This is a genomic window from Mesorhizobium sp. Cs1299R1N1, assembly GCF_037179655.1.
In the GTDB taxonomy this organism is placed as follows: domain Bacteria; phylum Pseudomonadota; class Alphaproteobacteria; order Rhizobiales; family Rhizobiaceae; genus Mesorhizobium; species Mesorhizobium salmacidum.
The window spans coordinates 107,153-132,306 of sequence record NZ_JAPYKR010000016.1; the positions used below are offsets into that span (position 1 = coordinate 107,153).

The following is a 25,154-nucleotide window of genomic DNA, read 5'->3' on the forward strand; positions in this document are numbered from 1 at the left end:
AAAGAATCAAAGGTGATTCGCCTTGTCCAGTGCTCCGGCGAAAAAAGATTAAAAATCGACTAAAATAACGGACTTTGGAGGTGAGGCGGCTTGGCCTTCTCTCGTACGGGACAAGGCAGGGGACGCCTATGCCAGCGTGCGCTCGACAATATCGCGCAGGTCCGCCGACAGGTTTTCGGTATTGGCGATCGAAACCAGTGCTTCCCTGGCCCTGGCTTGCCGGCCCGGTTCGAGCGAACGCCAGGATCTGAGCGCCGTCGCCAGCCTTGCTGCCACTTGCGGGTTGCGCTTTTCGACCTCGAGCACCGTCTGGGTTAAGAAACGGTAGCCTTCGCCGTCGGGGCGATGGAAGCCGGTCTGGTTGGCGCTGGAGAATGTGCCGATCAGCGAGCGCACCCGGTTTGGGTTGCCCATCGAAAACCCCGGATGAGCGGTCAGGGCGCGAACCGTCTCGACAGCCTGCGGCCCCGGCACGCTGGCCTGGATCTGGAACCATTTGTCCATGACCAGCGGGTCGGATGCATATGTCTTTTCGAAAGCCGCCAGCGCCTTTTTCGCCTCTGGCGATCCGTGGTGACGATGCGCAAGCACGGCCAATGCGGCCGCGCGGTCGGTCATGTTGGTCGCGGACTGGAAATGCCCGGCCGCCAATGCCGCTCCACCAGGCAGCAGCGAGAGATAATCCAGCAGAATGTTGCGCAAGGCGCGTCGTCCCGCGCTCGCCGCGTCGGGGCTGAAGGCGCTCTTGTCGGCAAGGCTATCGTAGAGGCCGGAAAATGCCTCGCCATTGGCCGTGCCGATCGCCAGCGCAAGCGCCTGGCGGGCGGTATGGATAGCGTCGGGATCGATGTTCTTGCCGATGTCACGCGCGATGTCGGCGTCGCCAGGCAGCGCCAGGGCAAGGGCCCGATAGGCCGGCTCGAGTGTCTCGTCGCTGGCGATGATGCCGGCAAGCTCGGTCAGCCGTGGGGCGAAGTCCGGCTGTTTGCCGCCGAGGATCTGGCGGAAGGCAGCGATCAGCGCATCGGTGAGCAGCGTGTTGAAGGCCTGCCAGCGCGAGAAGGCATCGCTGTCATGGCGGGCGAGGAAGAACTGGTCGGCGGCCTTCTGCTCGACCGACAGCGTCACCGGCGCCGAAAAGCCGCGGTTGAGCGACACCGCCGGTCGTTCGGCAACGCCGGAAAAACGCACCATGTGACGGCGCTTGCGGATATGGATGACACCGCCCTCGACGCCGGCACCCTCGACGCGGTGATACTCCACCGGCTTGCCGCCGGCGCCGATCAGGCCGAAGGCGAGCGGGATATGCATCAGCCGCTTGCGGCTTTCCGACGGTGTCGGCGGCACTGACTGCTCGATCTCGAGCGTGAATTCCTGTGCAGCCGGATTGTGCGTCGAACTCACCGTCAGGTTGGGCGTGCCGGCCTGGTGATACCAGAGCGCGAATTGCGAAAGGTCGCGGCTGGACGCCTCCTCGAACACTTTGATGAAGTCCTCGATGGTCGCGGCTTCGCCGTCGTGGCGTTCGAAATAGAGGTCCATGCCGGCGCGAAAGACCTCGGCCCCGAGAATGGTGCGGATCATGCGCACCACTTCGGAGCCTTTTTCGTAGACCGTCGCCGTATAGAAATTGTTGATCTCGCGGTAGCGGCGCGGCCGCACCGGGTGCGCCAGCGGTCCCTGGTCCTCGGGAAACTGGTGGGAACGCAGCGTGCGCACTTCGGCGATGCGCTTGACCGCGCGCGAGCGCTGGTCGGCGGAGAATTCATGATCGCGGAAGACCGTCAGCCCTTCCTTCAGGCAAAGCTGGAACCAGTCGCGGCAAGTAATTCTATTGCCTGTCCAATTGTGGAAATACTCATGCGCGATGATCGCCTCTATATTGGCGAAATCGGCGTCCGTCGCCGTCTCCTGGTCGGCCAGCACGTATTTGTCGTTGAAGATGTTGAGGCCCTTGTTCTCCATCGCGCCCATGTTGAAGTCCGACACGGCGACGATGTTGAAGACGTCGAGGTCGTACTCGCGGCCAAACGCCTCCTCGTCCCATCGCATGGACCGCTTCAGCGCGTCCATCGCGTAGCCGGCGAGCGCCTCCTTGCCGGGCTCGACATAGATGCCGAGCTCGACCTTGCGGCCGGACATGGTCACGAAACTGTCGGCGACCTGGCCAAGGTTCCCGGCCACCAGCGCGAACAGGTAGGACGGCTTGGGGAAGGGGTCGTGCCAGTTGGCGTAGTGCCAGCCATCGGCGAGATCGCCGTTCTCGACCGGATTGCCGTTGGACAGGAGCAGCGGCGCCTCGTCGCGCCGCGCCTCGATCCGCACCGTGTAGACGGACAGGATATCGGGGCGATCCAGGAAGTAGGTGATGCGGCGAAAGCCCTCCGCCTCGCACTGCGTGCAGTAAACGTTGTTCGAACGGTAAAGGCCCATAAGAGCCTCATTGCTGGCCGGCGCCAGTTCGGTTTCGATCAGCAGTTGGAAACGACGTGCCGCCGGCGGCTTGAGCAGGGTCAGTTGGTCCGGGCTCGCCAGCAGATCAGCCGGTCTCACCGTCTTGCCGTCGATCTCGACGCGCTTGAGCGTCAACCCATCGCCGTCGAGCACCAGCGGAGCCGACGTGGATATGCCCTCGCGGCGCTCCACGGTCAGTATCGCGGTGACGACGGTGGCCTGTGGCGAAAGACGGAAGTCAAGCTTGGTTTCCGGAATGAGGTAGTCGCTGGGGCGATAGTCCTCGAGTTTGAAGACCTGGCCTGTGTCGGTGCGCATTCCCTGGCTTTTCCTGTCTTTTCCGGGGACCGGACATGTTTTGGCTGGTCCAAAAAATTCAAAGTCCGCGCTCTTTACACGAAACACACCCTCGACAAAACTGCGGCAGAGCCTAATTCAGGCCTTCCTTTCATCATCGCGAGGGCAGTCATGACCGCCGTCACACCGAAATTCGGGATGGGCGCTTTCGTTCGGCGCCCCGATAATTTCCCGTTCTGCCATTTCGAGACCCGCAACGTGCCATCGGCGACGGGCAGAGACGCATTGCCAAAGTGACATCCGGGGCGGAGGCGCAACCAGAAACCACCGGCGGCCACGGTACGCTCAGGGGCATCGTGCTGAAGATCGTCTCCGTGGCGGTTTTTGTCGGCATGCAAACCTGTATCAAAGCGGCGGGCGACGTGCCTGCCGGGCAGATCGTCTTCTTCCGTTCCTTCTTCGCCATCTTTCCGATCATTGCCTTCCTGGCATTGAAGGGACATCTGGCCACGGCGTTCGTCACGAAACGTCCCTTCAATCACGTCGCGCGTGGCGTCGTCGGCGTCGGTGCCATGGGGCTCGGCTTTTTCGCGCTCACCAGGTTGCCGTTGCCGGAGGCGATCACCCTGAACTATGCACAGCCGCTGCTGGTCGTGGTGTTCTCCTCGGTGTTCCTTGGCGAGACGATCCGTGTTTATCGCTGGAGTGCCGTCGCGATCGGCCTCATCGGCGTGCTCATCATTTCCTGGCCGGAACTGACGCTGCTCAATTCGGATCAAGGGCTCGACGACCAGGAGGTCCTGGGCGTCATGGCCGCGCTGGCGGCCGCGGCAATCTCGGCTGTCGCCATGTTGCTCGTGCGCAATCTCGTGCAGACAGAGAAGACGGCCACCATCGTGCTGTGGTTCTCGTCGACGGCGAGCGTGCTCTCGCTGCTGACGCTGCCCTTCGGCTGGCAATCGCTGACGCCGGCGCAAGCAGCACTGCTCATCATGGCCGGCTTTTGTGGCGGCCTCGGCCAGATTCTGATGACCGCGGCCTATCGCCATGCCGAGGCCTCGGTCGTGGCGCCTTTCGAATACACCTCGATGATCCTTGGCGTCGTCGTCGGCTATTTCGTTTTCGGCGACGTGACCTCGTCCGGCACGCTGGTCGGTGGTGTGATCGTGGTGGCAGCCGGCATCTTCATCATCTGGCGCGAACGGCAACTGGGTCTGGAACGCACCCGCACCCGCAAGGCGGCCCTGCCGCAGGGATGATCACGACCGTTCCGTCCGCTCTTTCGCCAACCGCACCAGCACCGCTCTTGTCTGTTCGTCGGCCGGGAAGAACGACTCGATCGCCAGTTCCGAAAGCGTGACATCCAGTGGTGTGCCGAACACGGTAATGGTGCTGATGAAGGAAAGCACCGTGTCGCCATGGGCAAGCCTGAGCGGGTGCACGATGGCATTCGGCTCGACCGGCGCCGGCCGGCTGCTCTTCAGGCCGGAGGGGTAGCCGCGAAGCTCTTGCTCCAATGCGATCAGCTCCGGGTCGCCGGCGGCATCGTTCTGATGCTTCAGCCGTTCGAGGAGGTGGATGCGCCATTCCTGGAGATTCACGATACGCGGCGCGACACCACCCGGGTGCAGGCTGAGCCGCAGCACATTGACGGGTGGCTGGAGCAATGAGGGCTCGGAAACATCGGCCAGGAATGGCCCGATCGCCGCGTTGGCCTTAACCAGGTTCCAATGCCGGTCCACCGCCAATGCCGGAAACGGCTCATGCCCCTTGAGCACCATCTCGACCGCCGCCATCGCGGGTGCCAGCGTCCTATCGGTGAGCGGCCGTTCGCTGAAGCTCGGCGCGAAGCCCGCGGCCAGCAGCAATTGATTGCGTTGCCGCAGTGGGATCGCAAGCTGCTCGGCCAGATGCAGCACCATGTCGCGCGAGGGTGCGGCGCGACCGCTTTCGACGAAAGAGAGATGCCGTTGCGAAATTTCGGCTTCCATGGCGAGGTCGAGCTGGCTCATGCGGCGGCGCGTGCGCCATTCGCGGATGAGACTGCCGGCGGAGGTTTGAGGCGTTGTCATGGGAGAATGGTTAAGCCGCGGGCCAAAGCATTTCAATTACCTGCGAGGTCATCGCTAGGAGAGCGCCCGCAGCTTCGCCTTTACCTCCAGAAAATCCCGCCACGCGAGCTTCTTGTGTGCGGGCGTCCGCAAGAGATAGGCCGGGTGCAATGTCGGCATGGCCGGAATGGCAATGCCGGACGCCGTGGTGTGGACGCGCCAGGTGCCGCGCAGCCGCAGGATACCTTCCGAGGTGTTGAGCAAGGTCTTGGCCGACGGACCGCCGAGATTGATCAGCACCTTGGGATTGACCAGCTCGATCTGACGCTCGATGAACGGCCGGCAGATCTCGGTCTCGTGCGGCGTCGGCGTGCGGTTGCCAGGCGGCCGCCAGGGAATGACATTGGCTATGTAGACCGAGCCGCGGTCGAGGCCGATCGCGGCCAGCATGCGGTCGAGCAGGCGGCCCGAGCGGCCGACGAAGGGCAATCCTTCAATGTCCTCGTCACGGCCGGGGGCTTCACCGACCAGCATGACAGCGGCTTGCGGGTTGCCGTCGGCGAATACCAGGTTCTTGGCGGTGGCCTTGAGATTGCAGCCCTCGAAAGCGGCCATGTGCTGGCGCAGCTCGTCCAGGGATACCGCCGCGGTCGCCAGTTGGCGTGCCAGCACCGCCTGCGCCTCGTCGGGCACGGCCGAGGTCGACGGGCGCGGGGCCGGAGCATCCGGCACGGCGCGCCCATCGAGCCGCGGCGGAGCCACGGGCGGCTGCGCTGGTGCGCTGCTTTCGCGTGGCGTCGCCGTCGGCATGCGCTCCGCCGGCTTCGGCGCGGCCTCCGTGAACCGGTTTACCGGCGCATCCTCCAAAGCCTCGTCAACACCCGCGCTGGCATAGAAGGCGAGCAGATCGGCGAAATCGACCGGATGGTTGGGAGAGGCGGCAGTCATGGCCGCACCATCGTCCGGGCGGCGCCAATTTGCAACCTCGGGAAGGCTGTGGCGGCAGCCAATCGCGCTGCCAAGGAGACGTCGCGGTCTAGCCGGTGGGTATGCGTGGATCCTGCACGAGATAGAAGGTCCAACGCGGCGTGTAGTCGGTCATCAGGAATTCGAAGCGGGCGGTCTTCAGCGGATCGACCTTGCCGTTTTTGAACAGCAGCCGATCATAGGGTTCGAACTCGCGATCGAAATCGGCGAAATTGCTCGACCAGATATTGTCAGGTGTCTTGTTGCGCTGGTCGAACGAAAGCCCGTCTCCGAACACGCTTGGCTGGTCCAGCATTTCCTGCAGCTCGAACTGGAATTCAATCCAGCCCTGGCCGCTGTTGTTGAGCACGTCTATGCGCATATACATGATGCCGTTGGCGAACTCACCCGCCTTGCCGAATGTCTGGATCGGCTTTGTGGTGCGGATGGTCAGCGTCACGGGTGTCGCCGAATGCAGTTCTTCGGTGATGACAAGCGGATCGTCCTTGGTTCCGATGCCGGAGGCCCCGGTGATGCGGAAACCACCAAGCTCGTCGGAGAATGAGTACGCGCCTGTCGACCAGACCTTCACTTCATCGGCGAAGGCATGACCCGGCGCCAAAGCCAGAAGGGCCAAAGTAATCGCCCGGCAGGCCCGGCCGGGCGTTGATGGAAAGCGCGTCGAAGAGAAGCCGCCTGGCCCGGGAATGCGCATGGCGGGAAGTATGGCCGATAAGCAAGCCGTCGAACAATAAAAAACGCAAGTTTGGCGGGTCGCGCCGCGCGGAAGCGGCTTGCCTGCCGCGGAATGCGCGACTTTTTGGCCAAATCCGCATTGTCACGTATGCGCCGGTTTCCTGTCGCCAATTGATGCGCTATGCAGCGCAGGAGCCAGCAAGATACGCCAACGGCGGCAAGCCAGTGCGGAGGGGTTGATGAGCGATATCGAACGCGAAAGCATGGAATTCGACGTGGTCATCGTCGGTGCCGGACCGGCCGGCCTTGCCGCGGCCATCCGCCTCAAGCAGGTCAATCCCGAGCTCTCGGTCGTCGTGCTGGAAAAGGGCGGCGAGGTCGGCGCCCATATCCTATCGGGTGCCGTCGTCGATCCGATCGGCATCGACCGGCTGTTGCCCGGCTGGCGCGAGGAGGATGGTCATCCCTTCAAGACGCCGGTCACGGCGGACCATTTCCTTGTGCTCGGCCCCGCCGGCTCGTTCCGCCTGCCCAACATTCTCATGCCGCCGCTGATGAACAACCACGGCAACTATATCGTCTCGCTGGGGAACGTCTGCCGTTGGCTGGCCGGCAAGGCCGAAACGCTTGGCGTCGAGATCTATCCGGGCTTTGCCGCGACCGGCCTGCTCTACAATGAAGAAGGTGCCGTCACCGGCGTCGTTACCGGAGACATGGGCGTCGAGAAGGACGGCACGCATGGTCCGGGCTTCGCGCCGGGCATGGCGCTGATGGGCAAGTACGTGCTGATCGGCGAGGGCGCGCGCGGTTCGCTCGCCAAGCAGTTGATCGCCAGATACAAACTCTCCGATGGCCGCGAGCCGGGCAAATACGGCATCGGCCTCAAGGAACTCTGGCAGGTCAAGCCGGAGAACCATCGGCCCGGTCTGGTGCAGCATTCCTTCGGCTGGCCGCTCGACATGAAGACCGGCGGCGGTTCGTTCCTCTATCATCTGGAGGACAACCAGGTGGCTGTCGGCTTCGTCCTCCACCTCAATTACAAAAATCCTTATCTGTCGCCCTTCGAGGAATTCCAGCGCTTCAAGACCCATCCGGCGATCGCAGGCACGTTCGAGGGCGCCAAGCGCCTGGGCTACGGTGCGCGCGCCATAACGGAGGGTGGTTGGCAGTCGGTGCCGAAATTGTCGTTCCCGGGCGGCGCGCTGATGGGATGCGCGGCGGGCTTCGTCAATGTGCCGCGCATCAAGGGTTCGCACAATGCCGTGCTGTCCGGCATGCTGGCGGCCGATCATGTCGCCGAGGCGATCGGCGCCGGCCGTGCCAATGACGAGCTTTCCGCCTACGAAGAAGCCTGGCGCGCGACCGACATCGGCAAGGATCTGAAGAAGGTGCGCAACGTCAAGCCGCTATGGTCGCGCTTCGGCACCGTCATAGGCGTCAGCCTCGGCGGCCTCGATATGTGGCTGAACACCCTGTTCGGCGTCTCGCCCTTCGGTACGCTAAAGCATGGCAAGGCCGACTATGCCACGCTCGAGCCTGCCGCCCAGCACAAGAAGATCGCTTATCCGAAGCCGGACGGCGTGCTCACCTTCGACCGCCTCTCCTCGGTGTTCCTGTCCAACACCAATCACGAGGAAAACGAGCCGGTGCACCTCATTGTCGGCGACATGGCGCTGCAGCAACGCTCCGAGCACGATGTCTTTGCCGGACCTTCCACGCGCTATTGCCCCGCGGGCGTCTATGAGTGGGTCGACAAGGATGGCAACGCCGCCGCTGATCCGCAGGCCAAGGACGTGCGCTTCGTCATCAACGCGCAGAACTGCGTCCACTGCAAGACCTGCGACATCAAGGACCCGAACCAGAACATCGACTGGGTGCCGCCGCAGGGCGGTGAAGGACCGGTCTACCAGGGTATGTGAGCGGCGGCGGACCTCGTCTGTCGCCGCAGGGGCGGCCGCTTCAACCAAGCCCGTTGAAGCGGCGCTCGGAGTATGGTCTCATGGCTTCCGGAGAGGAGGCGGACATGCGCCCGAGGACCCTGACTATGATCGCCGCGGCCGGCATGCTGGTCTGCGCATCGGCTGCTTCGGCCGACACAAATCTCACCGTGCATATCCGCAGCTATGACGTTGCCGGCAGGACCGGCGCCGCCCTTGTCGAGGCGATGGACCGATTGGGGCCCAAGCACGGCTATATGGCGCGCGCCATCGCCGAAACCGGCTACACCACGCACTGGGATCTCGATGTCGCCCGCCAGGATGGGACCTGTCGCCTGCGCCAGGCCAACGGGACGCTCGACGTGACCTACACTTTCCCACGGCGGCTCTCGCCAACAGATCCAGGCCTGCGCAAGCGCTGGGACCGGTTCATGGCCGGCGTCCGCAAGCATGAGCATACGCACGGCCGCATCGCGGCGCGGATGATGCGGGCCACCGAGACCGCGCTTGTCGGGCTGAAGCGCCCCGACAACTGGTTCTGTGCGGGCACGCACATTGAAGCCAGGCGGCGCATCAACGCCATCTATGCCGAATACGAAGCCAGGCAGAATGCGTTCGATGCGCGCGAGCATCGTGATGGCGGCCATGTCGAGCACCTGGTCGACGCGCTGACCAAGCCTTGAAGGCGTCATTGGCGTCTAGAGCAAATACAAGAAAGGTGCGTAGCGGTTTTCCCGGGAAACGCGCGCAGCGCTTTCCCTTGGGAATTGCGTCGAAACAAAGAGTTAGAGCGGTTCGGTGATTCTAACAAACACTGAACCGCGCTAGCGCATTCGCGATGGTGCCCCGTCCTGGGACGGCGAAGCATCAGCCGCGCGGCTTGCCTTGGAGATCGCGTGCCGCGAGCGCGCTCTTGTGCTCGTCATGGGGTTGCTTGTCGCCCGTGCGGACGGAGAACTCGACCAGCACCGGCAGATGGTCGGAGCCGGTATCCTCCAGCCGCGTCGAAGACAGGATGGTCAGCCCGCCCTTGCTGAACACCTGGTCGATCGGCAGGCCTGCATAGCGGCGCAGGAAATCGGGCAGTGTCCGGTGAATCCAGGTCGGGCCGGCTGAAGGCATGAGTGTCAGCCCGCCGAGAGCCGCGACCCGCCGCACTGCGGCACTCCAAGGCACGGCGTTGCAATCCCCGGCCAGGATCGCTGTCTCGCCGAGCGCGGCCAGTGGCTGCGCCAGGTCGCCGATCTGCCAGTATTGCTCCTTCGGCCAGGGCCAGGTCAAATGGATCGCGGCGACATCGACATCGCTCCCGCCAAAGTCGATGGTGGCGGTCGCCATCGCGCCGCGCGGCTCGCAACGCGGCGCGGTGTCGGCGACGAACGGCCGGCGCGACAGCAGCGCCACGCCGAACATGCGGTTCGGGTAAGGGCAGAGGATCCGGTAGGGATAGGCGCTGGCGATGTAGCCAAGCTCCGTCGTCCACATCGCCGAGACCTCGTCGAGCGTGATCACGTCAGGATTGGTGCGGCCGATCAGTGAGAGCACTTTCTTCGGCGTTGGATTGTTGAAGCGAAGGTTCATCTGCAGCAGGCTGTAGACGATCTGGTCGGCGGGCTTGGCAACCGCTGGCTGCGGCCACGGCCTGGGCAATGCGCTTGCCGTCGTGGCCAGGCAGGCGACCGCGAAGAGCAGTGCCGCGGCCGCCTGCAGCCGGTAGGAACTTGCAAGCAGCGGCAGCGCCAAAAGCGCCATCAGCACGCTGAGGTAAATGCGAAAATGCGAGAAGGAATCGAAAGCGGGGTGCAACGCGCCGAAAAACCCGGCCAACAAAGCGGCCGACAATGCCGTCATCGCCAGGAATGCCACCCCAGCCATCATGTTCAAGCGCGCGCCTGTTGTCATTGAGGTCTTGTCTGCGAGGTCGTGTCCGCTGAATGCCGCCTGTCGAACAGTTCGATTTGCTTATCGGTCAAATTGCGGCCTGAGCAAGATGACGAATTGCCTCGCCGACGCTTCGCGCGACCGCCTACTGGAATGCTGTCTCCGAAAAGCTCCGGAGCTTGCGCGAATGCAGCCGCTCCATCGGCATCTCGGCCAGCTTTTCCATCGCCCTGATGCCGATGGTCAGGTGTTGCGCCACCTGGCGTTTGTAGAACTCTGTCGCCATGCCAGGCAATTTCAACTCGCCATGCAGCGGCTTGTCGGAAACGCACAGCAGCGTGCCGTAGGGGACGCGGAAGCGGAAGCCATTGGCGGCGATCGTCGCCGATTCCATATCGAGGGCGATAGCGCGCGACTGCGACAGGCGCTGCACCGGTCCGCGCTGGTCGCGCAGTTCCCAGTTGCGGTTGTCGATGGTGGCGACGGTGCCCGTGCGCATGATGCGCTTCAGATCATAGCCCGACAGGCCGGTGACCTCGGCTACTGCTTCCTGTAGCGCAACCTGGATCTCGGCCAACGGCGGGATCGGCACCCACACCGGCAGATCGTCGTCCAGCACGTGGTCTTCGCGCACATAGGCATGCGCGAGCACATAATCGCCCAGCGCCTGGGTGTTGCGCAGCCCGGCGCAGTGACCAAGCATCACCCAGGCATGTGGCCGAAGCACCGCGATATGGTCGGTGATGGTCTTGGCGTTGGAAGGACCCACGCCGATATTGACCATGGTGATGCCACCATGGTTCGGCTTCTTCAGATGGTAGGCCGGCATCTGCGGCAGGCGCTGTGGCGCTACGCCTTCACTGGGAGCGATCTGCCCGGACCGGGTGATAACGTTGCCAGGTTCCACAAATTCCGTGTAGCCTTCACCACCGTTTTCCATCAGGTCGCGGGCGCGGGCGACGAACTCGTCGATATAGAACTGATAGTTGGTGAACAGCACGAAATTCTGGAAATGCTGCGGGCTCGTTGCAGTGTAGTGCGTCATGCGGTGCAGTGAATAATCGATGCGCTGCGCCGTGAACGGCGCCAGCGGCCGGGGCTCGCCGAAGGCGACCTCGAACGTACCGTTGGCGATCTGATCGTCGGTGCCGTCGAGATCCGGCACGTCGAACAGGTCGCGGATCGGCCGCTTGATACGTTCGGCATCAGCGCCGTCGACATAGGTGCCTTCCAGGAAAGCGAAATGCAGCGGGATCGGCGTGGTCGATTCCGAGACGGTCACCGACACGCCGTGATTGCGCATGATCAGCCGAAGCTGCTCGATGAGGTAGGTCTCGAACAGGTCCGGCTGGGTAACCGTGGTAGCGAAATGACCGGGCGTCGGCATGTGGCCATAGGCCTGGCGAGAGTCGACCTGGGTGAACGAACTCGTGGTGACGCCAATCTCGGGGTAGAAGGCCCGGTAGCGCTTGCTGCTGTCGCCGCCGGCGGCAAGGGCCGCGAAAGAATCGCGCAGGAACTTGGTGTTGCGGTCGTAGAGCACCTGAAGCGCGGCAACGGCCTTTTCGGCGTTGTCGAAGCTCTGCCGGCCAAAAGGCTCGGGCATGACGACAGATTCGATGGCTTGGGGATAGATTCGCTTTTCCATGGCCCAATATAGAGACTTGGGCGGCCGGTTGGGAGGGGTGTCGCCGCCGAAGGCGCCCAAAGCGCCCCTTTTTTCTTCAACCCCGCTGCAGGCTGACCAGCAGAACGAACCCGACGCCAGACTTTCTGAGCGCCGGCGCCTCGATCGTCGAGCCGGCATCGGCGCGCATCATCGGCACCGCCAGGACCGGGGCGGCCAGAACGATCAGGATAAGCGCCGCCCGCGGCAGGAGCCGGAGGATCTTGAGAGTGTTGGCGGCGATGCGGTTCATGATGTCTGTGCTTTTCTTTTCGAGGTCCGGGCTATTTGGTTTCAGTGGCGAAGGTTGGTCGGGCAGGCGAGATGGCAGAGCCTGGTGGCTTCGTCCCAGGAGCGGGGGGAACGGCCCGCTTCAGCGACGAGGATGGCGAAGAACATCCCAAACAGGCTCATCAGCAGGCAGACGATGGTGAAACGGCGAGCAAGCATTGGGTCCGTGTCTCCTTCAACACGCATGAGAATGCCCTGACGCCGCTGAACCGGCTCTGATGCCGGCGTTCATCTTCGGTTCAAATTGATTGACGGGACTTTGGCTGGGTTGCCGCCGGCCCGGACGGCCATCGGGTCCCACAGTCAGCGCATCGGCAAAACGAAAACGGGGCCCGCCGGGCCCCGTTTTGAGATCACTGGGAAATGGTCGATCAGAGCTTGTGCCAGGTCTGGCTCTTGCAGATCAGTCCGCCGAGCACGCAGCCGCTCATCTTGAGCGAGGCGCCCGATAATGTCGCCTTGCCCGAATAGGTCTTGTCGTTTGCCGGGTCGGTGATGTTGCCGGTATATTTGTTGTCGCCGGCCGCCTTGAGAGAGCCGATGGTCTTGCCGGCATATTTGCCGGACTTGAGCGTGATGGAAAAGGAACCGCCGCCTGAAATGGCCGCTGTGTCGCCTGCCTGCGTTTTCCAGTTGCCCTCGATCGGATCGGCCCACGCCGCGCCGCTCAGGATCAAAGTGGCCGCCAGGGCCAGGCTCACTTTTCGAAACATGTCTTCCTCCCTTTGGATAGCCGGCCGGATGCTCCGCCTCGCCGGTCTGCCGCTTACGCAAACGTAAGCTAATCCAGCTTCCGTCAAAACAAAAGCGGTGCCGCAACGGAAGACCTTGGCATTTTGAAAGCGCCTGAATTCGCTCTGTCGGCGCGGAAATGAAAACGATCGGCTCGCCGCGTTTGTTTCCCGTGGTTAGCGGAGTGTTGATTGCAGCCCTGAAAATTTTCGTCAAATTTGGCGAAAACCAGCCGAATTGCTGGCTCCGTATCCTTAACGAATTTCTGTGTTTACCTCTTGTTTTAGCTTTGTTTTCCTCAAATTAAGCACGCCATTTAACGACGGATTCAAGCCTGCGCGGCATTCTCGAAAGCATCGAAAGAGCGGCCCGGACAGACAAACGGAGGCAGCTCTCGGGAGCCAGACAGGGGACTAAAATGGCACGTTTTGAAATGCTTGAAGCAGGCTTCGGCGCCATGGGGGCAACTGCCCAGGCCGACATTCTTTTCGAACTGGGCATGATGTATGCGACCGGCCGCGATTGCGAGACCGACGTCGTTGCCGCGCACAAATGGTTCAACATCGCCGCCATCAAGGGTTCGGCCCGCGCCGCCGAGCTGCGCTCGGAACTCTCGGCGGCCATGTCGAAGGTCGAGATCGCCAAGGCGCTGCGCGAAGCCCGCGAATGGATGACCATGCACTGAGTTCCGCCAGACGGGAACGCTCCGGCCAAGACCGCTGAAAGACGGTCGGGCCAACAGGGATAGGCTGCGCAGACAGCCAGGCCACAGGCCAACAACAAAAAGAATGCGGCAGGCCGACAGGTCCAAGCCGCGCGACGAACCATGATCCCGAAAGTGGAATCGGGGCTTCGGCAAGATCATGGCCAACAGGAAGACAGGGAAGGTGGGTTGGGTTCACAGCGCGGGGGCGCCGGGGAAACGGCCTGACAGGCAAAAAAAGGCCACGACCAGCCGGAACAAGGCTGGCGTGGCTTTTTTGCGTGGATGAGGCCAGGCAGGCCCAATCGAGTGGCGCCAATGCGCCTAGACAGGTCCGATGAAGGATGAAATTGTCCCGCCTCTCTGGAAGAAGCGCGGCCGGGGCGGCCGCGCGTGAGTGGAGGAGTTCTATTGTCATGAAAAGAATGAGTATTTTGAGCGCGGCCATTTTCGGCCTGATGATGAGCGTGCCGGTTGCATTTGCCGATGATATCACCGTCTCGGTGGTCGGCCCGATGACCGGACAGCTCGCGACCATCGGCGATCAGTTCAAGCAGGGCGCACAGGCCGCCGCCGATGCCATCAACGCCGCCGGCGGCGTCAACGGCTCGATGATAAAGCTCGACATCGAGGACGACCAGTGCGATCCAAAGCAGGCCGTGTCGGTCGCCAACCGCATCGTTGCCAACGGCGTCAAGTTCATCGACGGTCATGCCTGCTCGGGTTCGAGCATCCCGGCCTCGGCGGTCTACGCAGAAGCCGGTGCGCTGATGATGAGCCCGGCGTCCTCGAACCCGGTGCTGACCGATGCCGCGGCCAAGGCCGGCTGGCCGACGATCATGCGTCTCTATACGCGTGACGACGCGCAGGGCGCCTTCATCGGCCCCTGGATCGCCAAGAAGTATGCCGGCAAGAAAGTCGTCATCCTGCACGACAAGAGCGCCTACGGTCAGGGCGTGGCTGACGCCGTCAGGGCAACCATGAATACTGGTGGCCTCAAGGAAGTCTACTATGACGCCATCAACCCCGGCGAGAAGGACTATTCGGCGCTTGTCACCAAGCTGAAGGATCTCAAGGCCGATGTCGTTTATTTCGGCGGCTACCATCCTGAGGCCGGCCTGATCCTGCGTCAGTCGGCGGAGCAAAACCTGAAGTTCCAGCTGATCATGCCGGATTCGATCGCCTCGCCGGAGTTCTGGCAGGTTGCCGGCCCGGCCGGCGAGGGCACCATGTTCGTGTTCCCGTCGGATCCGCAAGCAAAGCCGGAAGCCAAGGCGGCCGTCGAGAAGATCAAGGCCGGCGGCTTCGTGCCGGAAGGCTTCACGCTGTTCTCCTACGCCGTGGTCCAGGCTTTCGCCGAAGGCATCAAGCGTGCCGGCAGCGACGATCCGGCCAAGGTTGCCGAAGCGTTGAAGAACGGCACGCCGATCAGCACCGTTGTCGGTGACGTCACCTTCGACGAGAAGGGCGACCTCAAGAATGCCAGCTACGACATCAACCAGTGGCACGACGGCAAGTACGCGCCGATCGCGCAGTAATCGCACTGATAGCCTAAGGAAATGGCCGGATTCGTCCCGGCCATTTCTGTTTGCGGCCCTCGATGCGCTCCGGCTATCAACTGGTGGCTGAGTTCGACGCGCTCTGTTCCTCGACGAACCGCACCAGCACCGTCCCGTCAGTGACCTGCGCCCCTTCCCCGGCGATCTCGGCGATCACGCCATCATGCGGGGCGGCTATGGTGTGCTCCATCTTCATCGCTTCGAGGATCAGCAGAATTTGCCCCTTGATCACAGCGTCGCCTTTCGCCACGCGCACAAGCTTGACGAGACCCGGCATCGGCGCGCGCAGGCTGCCGGAGGCGGCAGCTGCTTCATCGCTTCTGGCCAGGGGATCCGGCACGGTGAAAGCATATCCGACAGCGCCTTCGAACACCGTGATGTGGGCGGGCCAGCGGGCGAGGCGGGGAACGGCGCGAAGATCATGCGAATTGGTGCTGTCGTAAGGCGCATCGAGGACCACCTGAAAGCGTCCGTCCGGCCGCATTGAAACCTTTGCCTGAATTTGCTCGTCGCCGAACTTCAGCCGCATGCGCCGCGCCACGCCGTGGAAATGCGCATAGCCGGCAAGCGACGACCACGGGTCGTCCGACGACGGCAATGCTCCGGCACCCGAGGCCGCCAGGACGGCGGCCGAGATGATTTCGCCGGTCGGCGGCGCGACCGCCGTCAGCGCTTCCTGGTGTCGGCCGATCAGGCCGGTATCGACGTCGCCGGCTGCAAAATCCGGATCGGCCGCAAGAGCGGCAAGAAAAGCGGTGTTGACGGTGGAGCCGGCAATCTCGGTTTGCGCGAGGGCTGTGCGGAGCGCTTCCAGCGCCGCCTGTCTGTCCCCGGCATGGACGACCAGCTTCGCGATCATGGGGTCGTAATAGGGCGAGATGGCATCGCCAGCCCGAACGCCGGTTTCAATGCGCATCGCGGCTCCTTCTGGGGCAACGCCCGGGAATTTCAGGTGGTGCAGCGTGCCCGTCGCCGGCAGAAAGCCCTTGGCCGCGTCCTCGGCATAGATGCGCGCCTCGAAAGCATGACCGGAAAGCGCGATCTCGCTTTGTGTCTTCGGCAGTTTTTCGCCGCTGGCGACCCGCAACTGCCACTCGACCAGATCGGTGCCGGTGACCATCTCGGTGACCGGATGCTCGACCTGCAGGCGGGTGTTCATTTCCATGAACCAGAAGCGGTCGGCCTTGAGGCCTTGCGAGGCGTCGACGATGAACTCGATGGTGCCGGCGCCGGAATAATTGATCGCCTTGGCCGCCTTCACCGCCGCTTCCGTCATCGCCTTGCGCAAAGCCGGCGTCATGCCGGGGGCGGGGGCCTCCTCGATCACCTTCTGGTGGCGGCGTTGCGCCGAGCAGTCGCGTTCGTAGAGATGCACCGCGTCGCCGAAATTGTCGCCGAACACCTGCACTTCGATATGCCGTGGCTTGTCGACATATTTTTCGACCAGCACACGGTCGTCGCCGAAGGCGGCCTTGGCCTCGCGCCGGGCGCTGGACAGCGCCTCGGAAAAGTCATCGGGATGCTCGACGCGCCGCATGCCCTTGCCGCCGCCGCCGGCACGCGCCTTGATCAGCACGGGATAGCCGATCTCGCGGGCCTTTGAGGCCAGCAGCACGATTTCCTGCGCCTCGCCATGATAACCCGGAACGACCGGAACGCCGGCCTTCTCCATCAGCCGCTTGGCGGCGTCCTTCAGCCCCATGGCGCGGATCGAGGCCGCCGACGGGCCGATGAAAATGAGGCCGGCAGTCACCACATGGTCGACGAAATCGGGGTTTTCCGACAGGAATCCGTAACCGGGATGGATGGCCTGCGCGCCCGTTGCAAGAGCCGCCGCAACGATCCTGTCACCGCGCAGATAACTCTCGCCGACGGGCGAGGGGCCGATATGGACCGCCTCGTCGGCCATCTCGACATGCAGGGATCTCGCATCGGCATCCGAATAGACTGCGACGGTGTGCACGCCGAGCTTGCGCGCTGTGCGGATGACACGGCAAGCGATCTCGCCCCGATTGGCGATCAGGATTTTCGTGAACATGGAGCCTCCCGGATTAGGGTCGGGCGGCGCCATTCCGGCAGGCGCCTGAAATTCATTCTTCACCCAATGTTGCAAGGATACGTCGGTATAGTTCCGCCATGGCTTCGTCGAAGCAGCAGAAAACAACGGTTTCGGGAAGTGCGTTCTGCTTGATGAAGTCATTGACCTCAGTAGCGGCGACTTTGGTCGCTTCATCTTTCGGATAGCGGTACACACCGGTCGAAATGGCCGGGAATGCCACCGAGCGGCAGTCATTGGCGACTGCTAGTTCAAGCGAACGCCGGTAACAGGAGGCCAGCAATTCGGCTTCGCCCTTGCCGCCGCCCTGCCAGACGGGCCCGACAGTATGGATGATGTGTCGAGCCGGCAGTTTATAACCCTTGGTGATCTTGGCATCGCCGGTCTTGCAGCCATTGAGCATGCGACATTCGAATTCGAGCTCCGGCCCAGCGGCGCGGTGAATGGCTCCATCGACCCCGCCGCCACCGAGCAGCGAGGAGTTGGCAGCATTAACGATGGCATCGACCGCCAGCTTGGTGATGTCGCCGGTGTGAACGCTGATCCGGTCGCCCATGGCGATCATCACATCCTGAACACGCCGAAGCGTGTCTCCTCGATCTCGGCGTTGAGCGCGGCCGACAGGCTGAGCGCCAGCACCTCGCGTGTCCTGGCCGGATCGATGATGCCGTCATCCCAGAGCCTTGCCGAGGAATAGAGCGGATGGCCTTCATGCTCGTATTTCATCAGGATCGGCTTCTTGAATTTCGCCTCCTCCTCGGCGCTCCATTCCCCGCCCTTGCGCTCGATGCCTTCACGCTTGACCATGGCGAGTACGGTTGCCGCCTGCTCGCCGCCCATCACCGAGATGCGGGCGTTGGGCCACATCCACAGGAAGCGAGGTGAGTAGGCGCGGCCGCACATGCCGTAATTGCCGGCCCCGAACGAACCGCCGATGATGACGGTCACCTTGGGCACCCTGGCGGTTGCCACCGCCATCACCAGCTTGGCGCCGTCCTTGGCGATGCCGCCGGCCTCGTATTTCCTGCCGACCATGAAGCCGGTGATGTTCTGCAGGAAAACCAGCGGGATCTTGCGCTGGCAGCACAATTCGATGAAGTGCGCGCCTTTCAGCGCGCTCTCGGAAAACAGCACGCCATTGTTGGCGATGATGCCCACCGGCATGCCGTGGAGATGGGCAAAGCCGGTGATCAGCGTCGTGCCGTAGTTCTGCTTGAACTCATCGAATTCGGAGCCGTCGACAACGCGCGCGATCACTTCGCGCACGTCATAGGGCTGGCGCAGATCGGTCGGGACGATGCCGTAGAGCTCATCTGCCGGATGAAGCGGCGGATGAGCTTTATGTAAGTTCAGGCTTACAGCCTTGTTCCGATTCAGGTTCTTGATGATGCGCCGGCAAATGGCGAGCGCGTGTTCGTCGTCCAGCGCATAGTGATCGGCGACACCGGAAAGCCTGGTGTGCACATCCGCGCCACCCAACTCTTCGGCGCTGACGTCCTCGCCGGTGGCCGCCTTCACCAGCGGCGGTCCGCCGAGGAAGATGGTCGCCTGGTTGCGCACCATGATCGTCTCATCCGACATCGCCGGCACATAGGCGCCGCCAGCCGTGCAGGAACCCATGACGCAGGCGATCTGCGGGATGCCGGCCGCCGACATGTTGGCCTGGTTGTAGAAGATGCGGCCGAAATGCTCGCGGTCGGGAAAGACCTCGTCCTGGTTGGGCAGATTGGCGCCGCCGCTGTCGACCAGATAGACGCAAGGCAGGTTGTTCTGCAGCGCGATCTCCTGCGCGCGCAGGTGCTTTTTCACAGTCAGCGGATAATAGGTGCCGCCCTTCACCGTGGCGTCGTTGACGACGACCATCACCTCGGTGCCCTCGACACGGCCGATGCCGGCGATCAGGCCGGCCGACGAAATCTCCTCGCCATACATGGACCACGCCGCGAATTGGCCGATCTCGAGGAAGGGCGAGCCGGTGTCGAGCAATTGCGCCAGGCGTTCGCGCGGCAGCAGCTTGCCACGACCGACATGGCGCTCGCGCGCCTCGTCCGAGCCGCCGCGCTCGACGGCCGCGGCCTTTTCAGCGATGTCGGCAACCAGCGCCCGCATGCGCTCGGCATTGGCGCGGAAGGTTTCGGAGGAGGGCGAAATCTGGGTCTGGAGGACAGCCACGCTACACCCCCTCCGCCATGATCTCGCGGCCGATCAGCCAGCGGCGGATTTCGCTGGTGCCGGCGCCGATCTCGTACAGCTTGGCGTCGCGCAAAAGCCGGCCGGTCGGATAGTCGTTGATATAGCCGTTGCCGCCAAGCAGTTGAATGGCGTCGAGCGCCATCTGCGTCGCTCTCTCGGCGGCAAACAGCACACAGCCGGCGGCATCCTTGCGGGTGGTCTCGCCACGGTCGCAAGCGGCGGCGACGGCATAGACGTAGGCGCGCGCGGCATTCAGCGCCGTATACATGTCGGCAAGCTTGCCTTGCACCAGTTGGAATTCCCCAATCGGCTGCCCGAACTGCTTGCGCTCGTGAACATAGGGGATCGCCACGTCGAGGCACGCCGCCATCAAGCCGATCGGGCCGCCGGCAAGCACGGTGCGTTCATAGTCGAGGCCAGACATCAGCACCTCGACGCCGCGTCCTTCCTCGTGCAGCACATTGTCGAACGGCACCTCGACATCCGAGAAAACCAGTTCGCCGGTGTTGGATCCCCGCATGCCGAGCTTGTCGAGTTTCTGCGCCACCGAAAATCCCGGCATCGCCTTTTCGACGATGAAGGCGGTGATGCCGCGCGATTCCCTTTCCGGGTCGGTCTTGGCGTAGACAACCAGCGTTTCGGCGTCCGGGCCGTTGGTGATCCACATCTTGGTGCCGTTGAGCACATAACCGTCATTGCGCTTTTCGGCGCGCAGTTTGAGCGACACCACGTCGGAGCCGGCGCCGGGCTCCGACATGGCGAGCGCGCCGACATGCTCGCCCGAACACAGCGGCGGCAGGTATTTTTCCTTCTGTGCCGGCGTTGCCCAGCGGTTGATCTGGTTGACGCAGAGATTGGAGTGGGCGCCATAGGAGAGGCCGACCGATGCCGAGGCCCGCGAAATTTCCTCGACCGCGATCACATGGGCGAGATAGCCCATGCCGCTGCCGCCGAAATCGGGATCGGCGGTTATGCCGAGCAGGCCGAGCGCGCCGAGTTCTCGCCACAGATGCGCCGGGAATTCGTTCTCCCGGTCGATGTCGGCGGCGATCGGCGCGATCCTGTCCTGCGCGAAGCGCCGGACCAGGTCGCGCAAGGCCTCGACGTCCTCGTCATGCCCGAAGCTGAGCGTGTTCGTGTACATGCCGTTCCTCCTGCCGCATGACCCCCCGAAAATCGACTTCGACTTTCGGCAAGGATCATGCGCGAAATTAAAGTCTACAGCATACTTTGCGCATCCGAAGGGACGCGCGGCGCTGTAGTATCGGTAGCCATCCTCGCGCCGACCAGGCGCATTGTCATCGAAAGGTATGTCTCCGTGACCTCGGCGATGGACAATCGCTCGCCCGGCCGGAACCAAACGATGACGCCGGTCATCATCTGGATCAGCGCCATGGCCGTCAGGCCGGTGTCCTCGATGCTGAAAATACCAGCCTCGGCGCCATCGCGCAGGATCGAACGCAGTTCCTTTTCGTAGGCCGTGCGCATGCGCAGGATCTGTGTCAGCCTGTCGGGCGACAGGCTGCGCAATTCCATGTTCGACACATGCGTGGCGTGGCGGCGCCCGATATGAAAGGCGATGTGGTTGCGCACATAGGCGGCAAGCTGCCGCGCCGGATCCGCGCCGGCCGGCCTGGAGTGCTCCCACGCTTCGCGAAGCCCTTGCATATGGTCGCGCATCAGCGTGAACAGCAGGTCTTCCTTGGTCGGGAAATAGCGGTAGAGCGCGGCTGCCTGCACGCCGACCTCGGCGGCCAACTGGCGCATCGACATCGCTTCATAGCCATAGCGCGCAATCAGGTTGACCGCCGCCTCGCGGACTGCCGCTTCGGTTCGCTCGCCGTCTGATCCTGTGGTGCGTGCCATCATCGCCTCGTTGACGGCAATAATAAAACGAACGTTCAATTAATTCAAGGGAAGAGAAATCCGTCTACGTCATGATCCTGAAATCTCCAGGCGTGGTCCAGGTCTCCAACTCCTCCAGATCGATCCGCGAGACCGCAGCGCCGGGCGGGCCTTGCCGAAGCCGTTCGATCATGGTCGCGACAGCCGCGTCGGCGCCGGTAAGCCATGCTGTAACCGAGCCGTCTCTTTCGTTGCGCACCCAGCCCAGCAGCTCGAGCCTTGTCGCTTCGCCTCGCGCCCAGATCCTGTAGCCGACGCCTTGGACCTTGCCATATACGCGCGCCTGCACTGCCCTTTTCCGGTCACTCATGGCTCGCTCCCTTGCATAGAGTCTGGCGCAGCGCCGAACGAAGGCAACTGGCTTGAGGTGCTATCCAATCGGGAACCTGGATTCTTTGCGGAAAATGGATGACTCGATCTGGTAAATAGTTGACTAAGTCAATTGATAGCGATCATCTCTGTGGCTGGCAATTTCACGGGAGGCACCTGGCATGCGCGATCGGAATGGATTGGTCCGCGATATCCGCCACTTCAACCGGTTCTACACCGGCCTGATCGGGTTGCTCGACGAGACGTTGATGCACAGCGCCTATACCCTGACCGAGGCGCGGGTGCTGTTCGAGATCGGCCACCGCCCTCGCCATAGCGCCACCAATCCCGGCGGCAAGACAGGTTTTCTGGCGCGAGCGTTTCGGCTCGATGTCGAAACGGTGGCCTCCGCGATCGCCTGGGACCTCCAAGTGGATGCTGCCTATGTCGCGAGAATCCTTCGCAAATTCTCTGCCGCCGGCCTGACTGAAATGTGCACCGGTCCCGCGCCCCTGCGGCCGCGTGTCCTATCGCTCACCGCGCGCGGCCAGGCCGCGCTTGCAGCCCTTCATGCGGCCACGGATCGTGATCTTGCCTGCCTGACCGCGGGGCTGAATGACAGGGAAGCCGCGGAGTTGTCTGATGTGCTGACGCGTGTCAGGCACCTGCTCGGCGCAGCGATGCCTCCTGAGCGCCGTGAAGCGCCCTAGTTTCCGCGCACCGCTGCCAATGCGCCGGGCAATTCCTCGGCGAAGATATCCAGTTCGTGATCGAGACCGACACTGACGCGGATGCAGCGGTCGAGCCCTGGCGCCATCGGCTTGCGGATGAAGACGTCGCGCGACAACAATCCCTGCAGCACTTTCAGAGCGAAAGTACCGTCATGGCCGCAATCGATGGTGACGAAATTGGTCGCCGAGGCGAGCGGCTTCAACCCATTCTGTTCGGCAATATCAGCGATGCGCCGCCGTCCGGCGGCCACCCGGGCCACCACCGTCTCGAGATAGGTCTGATCGGCGAGCGCCTCGACGCCGGCGATCTGCGCCATGCGGCTGACGCCGTAGTGGTTGCGGATCTTCTCGAAGTCGCTGATCACTTGCGTCTCGGCCAACGCATAGCCGCACCGTATGCCGGCAAGTCCGTAGGCCTTCGAAAAAGTTCGCATGCGGATGACGTTTGGCCGCGAGATGTCGATCGGCGGCAGGGCCGAGGCCGGCCCCAGTTCGCCATAGGCCTCGTCGAGCACCAGCATGGTGCTTTCCGGCAAGGCTTGTATGAAGCCGATGACCTCGTCGGCTTCCCACCAGCTGCCCATCGGATTGTCCGGGTTGGACAGATAGACCAGCGGCGCCTTCTCCCTGACGACCGTCGCGAGCAGACCGTCCAGGCTTTCGCGATCGTTCTCGTAAGGGACGGTCACCAGCCGGCCGCCGACACCGGCAATGTGGAAGTTGAAGGTCGGATAGGCGCCGAGCGAGGTGACCACGGCATCGCCAGGCGCCACATACATGCGCGCCACCAGGCTGAGCAGGCCGTCGATGCCTTCGCCGACAACGACGTTCTCGACCGCCACATTGTGATGAGCGGCCGCCGCGACTTTCAAATCGTAATTGTCCGGGTCGCAATACATCCACTGGTCGCGCGCGACACTCTCCATGCGGGCGATGACGCGCGGCGAGGGGCCAAAGCTGCTTTCATTGGCACCGATGCGGGCACGGAAAGCGCGCCCGCGTTCACGTTCCTGCGCTTCGGGGCCGACAAACGGAACCGTCGACGGGAGTGCGGCGATGAGCGGCGAGAGGGCAGGGCGCAGAGGCATGTCGAAGGCTCGCTTGGAAGGAGCCTTCTTGCTAACGCGCGCCACTGGCCGGTGCAAGCTGCGCGATAGAGCATCGCTGTAAATGCAAAAGACCCGGCGGCCCCCGCCGGCTCCGATTTCAATAAGCCGAAATGTTTTAGAACGAGCGCTGAAAGCGGAGAATGCCGCCGATATTGCTCTTCTTTTCGGCGCCGTCCCAGGCCCGCGTCAGATGATCGCTACCGACGTTCTGATAGTCGACTTCGGCCGTGACCGTAAAGCCGGGAACAACGTCATGGGCTATGCGCGCGGCGATGCCGAGGTTCTTCCAGCGTCATACGAAACCTGAGCGTTGAACGAGATCTTGTCGTTGAACTTGTAGGTGCCGCCGCCCCGCGGCCGCCAGCCGGAAATCATGGCAGGGCCTGGAGTCGACAGCCAGGGAATTGCCGCAGAACCGCCGCACCTGGGAAGGCAGCGGCTCGGTACGCTGTTATTTTTCCATATAATGACGCGGGCTTGTTGATTGTGCCGGCGCTTTTCTTTATCCAGCGGCTCAACGGAGAGGTGGCCGAGTGGTCGAAGGCGCTCCCCTGCTAAGGGAGTAGAGGTCAAAAGCTTCTCGTGGGTTCGAATCCCATCCTCTCCGCCATGGCCCGCAGACGTTGGTTGGTCTTGGGCTTATCTTGGGCTTTTCCGTGCCTCTGCTTGATCCAGAAAGAGCGCGATGTCGGTGGGCAGGTTGCCGGTCTCCAGGAAGGGGGCGTGGCCCTGATCTGGAACGGTGATTGTCCTGGTGCCGGGATGACGCTTTCGCATCTCCTCCAACGTTTCAGGCGACAACAGCCTCGAATTGGCGCCGCGTATGACGAGCAGTGGTATGGCCGCCAACGCATCGAACTGCTGCCAGAGAGGCGGCAACGGCTGTGACAGGTCGAGATTGGCAACCGTGTCGACAAGCTTCGAATCGAAATCGGGCAGCAGCCCTTGATTCGTCTCGCGATAGATCGCGCGCACCATTCGTTCCCAGTCGCCCTCGGTTAGCGCTGGAAAATCCTGGCCGTGAACGCTGCGCTGGGCAGCCATCGCCTCGGCCAGGGTTTTCGGCTTCGGTGCGCGTTCGAGATAGGACTGGATGTGAGCGAGACCCGCGGGTTCGATCACTGGCCCGATGTCGTTGAGCACGATGGCTTTCAGCGCCGCCGGCTGCATCGCGCCAAGCACATGGATGATCAGCCCCCCGCGCGAGGTACCGATGAAGGCCGCCTGTTCGATGCCGAGCGCCGCCAGCCCGGCAAGGACGTCGCCGGCTTCGATGCCGACATTATAGTGGCTGACATCGGGATCGTAGGCCGACTGCCCGCGTCCGCGGTAGTCGAAAGCGACGACCTTGCGCGCAAGGTCGGATCGCGTCGAGAGATGGAGCGCAAGCTCGTGAAAATCCCGCGCGTTACGCGTCAAGCCAGGCAGACAGACGACCGGCCAATGTGCGGAGTTCGCTTCGCCATAGACGCGCGCGTGAAGTCTCAGCCCATCTGGCGCCGCATAGAAGAAGTCGGAGAAATCTGGATTGCTCGACAAGGGACGGGCTCTTTGGCCGAAGGATCGTCCACGACTGCTACAGACGGAGCGCGGGAGGGTCAAACGGGAAAAGCTCCTC

23 protein-coding genes, 1 tRNA gene and 1 pseudogene are annotated in these 25,154 nt (G+C 62.9%); 7 read left to right on the plus strand and 18 right to left on the minus strand.

Annotation, left to right across the window (positions count from 1 at the left end):
- Positions 1 to 126: 126 nt before the first annotated feature.
- Complete coding sequence (pepN, locus tag O7A70_RS28445) at positions 127 to 2,772, minus strand: aminopeptidase N (RefSeq protein ID WP_337143320.1); 2,646 nt, start codon at positions 2,770 to 2,772, stop codon at positions 127 to 129.
- Positions 2,773 to 3,044: 272 nt separating this feature from the next.
- On the opposite strand from pepN, the gene O7A70_RS28450 reads away from it, so the two are divergent.
- Positions 3,045 to 4,010 carry a DMT family transporter gene (locus O7A70_RS28450; protein ID WP_140883314.1) on the plus strand — a complete coding sequence of 322 codons (966 nt, stop codon included), beginning with the start codon at positions 3,045 to 3,047 and terminating at the stop codon, positions 4,008 to 4,010.
- Here O7A70_RS28450 and O7A70_RS28455 read toward each other — a convergent pair whose 3' ends face one another.
- The 3 genes from O7A70_RS28455 to O7A70_RS28465 form a co-directional block, all read right to left on the minus strand.
- On the minus strand, positions 4,011 to 4,823 hold the full coding sequence (locus O7A70_RS28455) for a helix-turn-helix domain-containing protein (protein ID WP_027143919.1): 813 nt from the start codon (positions 4,821 to 4,823) through the stop codon (positions 4,011 to 4,013).
- Positions 4,824 to 4,877: 54 nt separating this feature from the next.
- Complete coding sequence (locus O7A70_RS28460; RefSeq protein ID WP_337143321.1) at positions 4,878 to 5,750, minus strand: uracil-DNA glycosylase; 873 nt, start codon at positions 5,748 to 5,750, stop codon at positions 4,878 to 4,880.
- 88 nt (positions 5,751 to 5,838) lie between these two features.
- Positions 5,839 to 6,483 carry a hypothetical protein gene (locus O7A70_RS28465; protein ID WP_337143322.1) on the minus strand — a complete coding sequence of 215 codons (645 nt, stop codon included), beginning with the start codon at positions 6,481 to 6,483 and terminating at the stop codon, positions 5,839 to 5,841.
- 220 nt (positions 6,484 to 6,703) lie between these two features.
- Between O7A70_RS28465 and O7A70_RS28470 the strand changes: the two genes are divergently transcribed.
- Both O7A70_RS28470 and O7A70_RS28475 read left to right on the plus strand, forming a co-directional pair.
- Positions 6,704 to 8,383, plus strand: a complete 1,680-nt coding sequence (locus O7A70_RS28470; RefSeq protein WP_337143323.1) for an electron transfer flavoprotein-ubiquinone oxidoreductase — start codon at positions 6,704 to 6,706, stop codon at positions 8,381 to 8,383.
- 104 nt (positions 8,384 to 8,487) lie between these two features.
- Entirely contained in the window at positions 8,488 to 9,084 is a 597-nt protein-coding gene (locus O7A70_RS28475) for a DUF922 domain-containing protein (RefSeq protein ID WP_337143324.1), read from the plus strand.
- A 184-nt stretch (positions 9,085 to 9,268) separates the two neighbouring features.
- On the opposite strand, the gene O7A70_RS28480 is transcribed toward O7A70_RS28475, so the two are convergent.
- The 5 genes from O7A70_RS28480 to O7A70_RS28500 form a co-directional block, all read right to left on the minus strand.
- The gene (locus tag O7A70_RS28480) at positions 9,269 to 10,303 is read right to left on the minus strand and encodes an endonuclease/exonuclease/phosphatase family protein (protein ID WP_442921223.1); all 1,035 of its coding nucleotides are present in this window, start codon (positions 10,301 to 10,303) and stop codon (positions 9,269 to 9,271) included.
- Positions 10,304 to 10,427: 124 nt separating this feature from the next.
- Positions 10,428 to 11,888 carry an AMP nucleosidase gene (locus tag O7A70_RS28485; RefSeq protein ID WP_337143325.1) on the minus strand — a complete coding sequence of 487 codons (1,461 nt, stop codon included), beginning with the start codon at positions 11,886 to 11,888 and terminating at the stop codon, positions 10,428 to 10,430.
- A gap of 118 nt (positions 11,889 to 12,006) precedes the next feature.
- Complete coding sequence (locus O7A70_RS28490; protein WP_337143326.1) at positions 12,007 to 12,201, minus strand: hypothetical protein; 195 nt, start codon at positions 12,199 to 12,201, stop codon at positions 12,007 to 12,009.
- Positions 12,202 to 12,242: 41 nt separating this feature from the next.
- Positions 12,243 to 12,398 (minus strand): hypothetical protein, encoded by a 156-nt coding sequence (locus O7A70_RS28495; protein WP_181169782.1) that lies wholly within the window; start codon positions 12,396 to 12,398, stop codon positions 12,243 to 12,245.
- A 212-nt stretch (positions 12,399 to 12,610) separates the two neighbouring features.
- Positions 12,611 to 12,952, minus strand: a complete 342-nt coding sequence (locus tag O7A70_RS28500; RefSeq protein ID WP_027143911.1) for a DUF2147 domain-containing protein — start codon at positions 12,950 to 12,952, stop codon at positions 12,611 to 12,613.
- Between the two features lie 437 nt (positions 12,953 to 13,389).
- Between O7A70_RS28500 and O7A70_RS28505 the strand changes: the two genes are divergently transcribed.
- Both O7A70_RS28505 and O7A70_RS28510 read left to right on the plus strand, forming a co-directional pair.
- Complete coding sequence (locus tag O7A70_RS28505; RefSeq protein ID WP_010915070.1) at positions 13,390 to 13,656, plus strand: sel1 repeat family protein; 267 nt, start codon at positions 13,390 to 13,392, stop codon at positions 13,654 to 13,656.
- A gap of 434 nt (positions 13,657 to 14,090) precedes the next feature.
- Entirely contained in the window at positions 14,091 to 15,212 is a 1,122-nt protein-coding gene (locus O7A70_RS28510; RefSeq protein ID WP_337143327.1) for a branched-chain amino acid ABC transporter substrate-binding protein, read from the plus strand.
- A gap of 76 nt (positions 15,213 to 15,288) precedes the next feature.
- Here the strand turns inward: O7A70_RS28510 and O7A70_RS28515 are convergent, their stop codons facing one another.
- From O7A70_RS28515 to O7A70_RS28540, 6 genes are all read right to left on the minus strand, one after another.
- Positions 15,289 to 17,271 carry an acetyl/propionyl/methylcrotonyl-CoA carboxylase subunit alpha gene (locus O7A70_RS28515; RefSeq protein WP_337143328.1) on the minus strand — a complete coding sequence of 661 codons (1,983 nt, stop codon included), beginning with the start codon at positions 17,269 to 17,271 and terminating at the stop codon, positions 15,289 to 15,291.
- Between the two features lie 52 nt (positions 17,272 to 17,323).
- Positions 17,324 to 17,854 carry an O-acetyl-ADP-ribose deacetylase gene (locus tag O7A70_RS28520; RefSeq protein ID WP_337143329.1) on the minus strand — a complete coding sequence of 177 codons (531 nt, stop codon included), beginning with the start codon at positions 17,852 to 17,854 and terminating at the stop codon, positions 17,324 to 17,326.
- On the minus strand, positions 17,854 to 19,461 hold the full coding sequence (locus O7A70_RS28525) for a carboxyl transferase domain-containing protein (RefSeq protein ID WP_337143330.1): 1,608 nt from the start codon (positions 19,459 to 19,461) through the stop codon (positions 17,854 to 17,856). The genes O7A70_RS28520 and O7A70_RS28525 overlap by 1 nt, the downstream gene beginning before the upstream one ends.
- A 1-nt stretch (position 19,462) precedes the next feature.
- On the minus strand, positions 19,463 to 20,626 hold the full coding sequence (locus O7A70_RS28530; RefSeq protein WP_337143331.1) for an isovaleryl-CoA dehydrogenase: 1,164 nt from the start codon (positions 20,624 to 20,626) through the stop codon (positions 19,463 to 19,465).
- Between the two features lie 74 nt (positions 20,627 to 20,700).
- Positions 20,701 to 21,348, minus strand: a complete 648-nt coding sequence (locus O7A70_RS28535) for a TetR/AcrR family transcriptional regulator (RefSeq protein WP_140746729.1) — start codon at positions 21,346 to 21,348, stop codon at positions 20,701 to 20,703.
- 64 nt (positions 21,349 to 21,412) lie between these two features.
- The gene (locus O7A70_RS28540) at positions 21,413 to 21,697 is read right to left on the minus strand and encodes an acylphosphatase (RefSeq protein WP_337143332.1); all 285 of its coding nucleotides are present in this window, start codon (positions 21,695 to 21,697) and stop codon (positions 21,413 to 21,415) included.
- A gap of 181 nt (positions 21,698 to 21,878) precedes the next feature.
- Between O7A70_RS28540 and O7A70_RS28545 the strand changes: the two genes are divergently transcribed.
- On the plus strand, positions 21,879 to 22,406 hold the full coding sequence (locus tag O7A70_RS28545; protein ID WP_337143333.1) for a MarR family transcriptional regulator: 528 nt from the start codon (positions 21,879 to 21,881) through the stop codon (positions 22,404 to 22,406).
- Here O7A70_RS28545 and O7A70_RS28550 read toward each other — a convergent pair.
- On the minus strand, positions 22,403 to 23,515 hold the full coding sequence (locus O7A70_RS28550; protein WP_337143334.1) for a pyridoxal phosphate-dependent aminotransferase: 1,113 nt from the start codon (positions 23,513 to 23,515) through the stop codon (positions 22,403 to 22,405). The two genes, O7A70_RS28545 and O7A70_RS28550, sit on opposite strands and share 4 nt — an antisense overlap.
- Positions 23,516 to 23,651: 136 nt before the next feature.
- Positions 23,652 to 23,899, minus strand: a pseudogene (locus tag O7A70_RS28555) (porin); the annotation flags it as partial.
- 156 nt (positions 23,900 to 24,055) lie between these two features.
- On the opposite strand from O7A70_RS28555, the gene O7A70_RS28560 reads away from it, so the two are divergent.
- Positions 24,056 to 24,146: transfer RNA gene (locus O7A70_RS28560), tRNA-Ser, on the plus strand.
- Positions 24,147 to 24,175: 29 nt separating this feature from the next.
- Here the strand turns inward: O7A70_RS28560 and O7A70_RS28565 are convergent.
- Positions 24,176 to 25,075 (minus strand): alpha/beta fold hydrolase, encoded by a 900-nt coding sequence (locus O7A70_RS28565; RefSeq protein WP_337143335.1) that lies wholly within the window; start codon positions 25,073 to 25,075, stop codon positions 24,176 to 24,178.
- Between the last annotated feature and the right edge of the window lie 79 nt (positions 25,076 to 25,154).